Raw genomic sequence first — 2,781 nt, forward strand, 5'->3', positions numbered from 1 at the left:
GCTTTAGCTAATTTCACTGTTGATTATTTGCCAAGCTGCGATGGAATTGCTGCTAGAGTATTTAATAATAGTCAACAGGCTGATAGTTACATCTGGAATTTTGGAGATGGGGATAGTACTCAAACTGATTTTAATCCGGTACATTTCTATCCTTACGGACCAGGTGGTATCATAACTCTAATTGCAGTTGCCAACAATGGATGTAACGATACGCTTTCAATTGATAGCAGTAGTGTAGTTTTTAGCGATAACTATGTTTTGGAAATGCCCAATGCAATAAGTCCAAATAACGATGGAAATAACGATGTGTTAATTCCAAAGGATTTGGGTTGGTTTATCGATTGTTTCACCTTAAAGGTGTTTAACAGGTGGGGGCAATTAATTTTTGAAAGCCAACGTCCGGGTCAGGCTTGGGATGGTTTCACTAAATCAGGTAACAAAGCAGCACAGGGTATTTACTATTACTTCGTCAATATCAAAGGATTAGAAAAGTCTGGATTTGTTGAAGTATTCTATTAATAACCGTTAGAAAAAAATAGAAAGCGTAGTTAGATAACTACGCTTTTTTTTTGGAATTTTGAAAACCAATAAACGAGGAAGATGTTCAATAAAATAGTAATAGCCAATCGGGGTGAAATTGCCTGTAGAATTATTAAGGCGTGTAAAAAATTAGGTATTTATACCGTTGCTGTTTATTCCGATTCGGATCGAAATGCTTTACATGTTAGATTGGCAGATGAAGCGATTTATCTGGGAGGTTCCCAACCGTCCGATAGTTATTTAGTGAAGGAAAGGATTATTGAAGCGGCAAAAATTACCGGTGCGGAAGCTATTCATCCGGGTTATGGCTTTTTAAGTGAAAAAGCAGATTTCGCCGAAATGTGTGAAGCCAACGGTATTCAGTTTGTTGGACCTAAATCGGAGGTTATTCGATTGTTAGGCCCCAAAATCCAGGCTAAGTTGGAGGCTATTAAGGCTGGCGTTCCGGTAGTTCCGGGTTATGAAGGCGATGATCAATCATTACAGGTTTTTGCTGAACATGCGCAAAAAATTGGTTTTCCGGTTTTGTTGAAAGCCTCAGCAGGTGGAGGAGGAAGGGGAATGCGCATTGTTCGTGAACCAAATGAGTTGAAAGATGCATTTGAATCAGCTAAACGAGAAGCTGAATCTGCCTTTGGTGATGGAAAACTATTGTTGGAGAAGTACTTTGAAAGCGCCAAGCATATCGAAGTGCAGGTTTTCGGTGATAACCACGGAAATTATATTCACTTGTTTGAACGCGAATGCTCTGTTCAAAGAAGATACCAAAAGATTATCGAAGAAAGCCCTTCTCCCTCTTTAAGTCAAAGCCAAAGAGAGGCTATTTGTGAATCTGCAAGAGCATTGGCAGCCTCCGTAGGATATAACAACGCCGGAACAGTTGAGTTTTTATTTGCTCCCGATGGCTCCTTTTATTTCCTGGAGGTTAATACCCGATTGCAAGTTGAACATCCGGTTACCGAAGAGGTAACTCAAACCGATTTGGTCGAATTACAAATTCGGGTGGCAGCCGGACAACGTCTGACGGATTGGATTGGTGATCTTACACAGTATGGTTGGGCAATTGAATGTCGAATCTGTGCAGAAGACCCCTCCAATAATTTCTTTCCTTCTACAGGTAAAATAGGACTATGGGGAACTGAAAATGCAGCCTTGAGGCTTGAAACCGGTATAGAATCCGGCTCAGAAATCAGTATTTATTATGATAGTATGTTAGCCAAATTTGTTGTTTGGGGCGAAACTAGGGAAGACGCTATTCGGAAAATGAAGTACCAACTTGGAACCTTTCCAATTTCAGGTATTAAGTTGAATACCGATTTGTTGTCATCTATTTTGACTCATCAGGATTTTATAGAAAATAAGGTAGATACGAAATGGATTGAACGCAAGCAATCCGAATTAACTTTAAGTAAATCTGATCATTGGTCTAAATTGGCTTCTTATGTCGCTACTAAAGCATTGCTCGATAACCAATTTGATTTGTCGTATGATGGCAGCTTAAGGGGTTGGAGAAATTCTTTTTATCAAAACCAATGGAAGGATGTTGATGTAAATGGAAATTGCATTCGGGTGGAATACCGCCATGAATCCGATGGGAGTATCGCTGTAAAGTCAGACGATGAAATGTTAGCCTTGAGTACACAGGAGGGAGCTGGAAATCAAACATTTGTTCAATTGGGGAATCGCAGTTTCAGTGTTTTTGTTCGCCAAGAATCCAATAATGAAATTCATGTTTGGCTAAATGGTGTAGGCGGTTTTGTATGTAAATTCTTACCACGTTTTGTTGAAACTGAATCGGATCAACAAGGAAGTTACACCTGTCCAATGCCGGGTGAAATAGTTAAAATTCTTGTTCAACCGGGAGAGAAGGTTGAAGCCGGACAACGTTTATTGATATTGAGTTCAATGAAAATGGAAAGCAGTATTGAAGCGCTGGAAGCCGGTGTTGTAAAGGAAATTTTTGTTGAAGAAAAACAGTTTGTTGAGGCTGGGAAGGAACTACTCAGTATGGAAGATGTTATCCAAAGCTAAAATATCCTTGATTCGTTCGCTGGAGGAAAAGAAATTCCGGCAAAAGGAATCACTTTTCGTAGTTGAAGGCGAAAAAATGTTGTTGGAATTGAGCCAATCCGGTTGGTCGTTTCAGCAAGTTTTTCTTACACAGGCATTTTTAGAAAAACATCCTGGAAAATTTCCTTCAGCAGCGTTGATTTCAGAGGAAGAATTGAAGAAGATTTCTTT

At 39.5% G+C, this 2,781-nt stretch carries 3 protein-coding genes; all 3 read left to right on the top strand.

The features are described 5' to 3' along the window. Positions 1 to 519 (top strand): gliding motility-associated C-terminal domain-containing protein (locus tag K1X82_15370; GenBank protein ID MBX7183491.1); only part of this gene is annotated, 519 nt, incomplete at its 5' end. A gap of 81 nt (positions 520 to 600) precedes the next feature. Then, positions 601 to 2,571, top strand: coding sequence for an acetyl-CoA carboxylase biotin carboxylase subunit (locus tag K1X82_15375; GenBank protein ID MBX7183492.1), 1,971 nt, complete (start codon positions 601 to 603; stop codon positions 2,569 to 2,571). Next, a partial coding sequence (locus tag K1X82_15380; protein MBX7183493.1) for an RNA methyltransferase occupies positions 2,555 to 2,781 on the top strand: 227 nt, incomplete at its 3' end. The genes K1X82_15375 and K1X82_15380, both read left to right, overlap by 17 nt.

Source organism: Bacteroidia bacterium, from assembly GCA_019695265.1.
GTDB lineage: Bacteria > Bacteroidota > Bacteroidia > JAIBAJ01 > JAIBAJ01 > JAIBAJ01.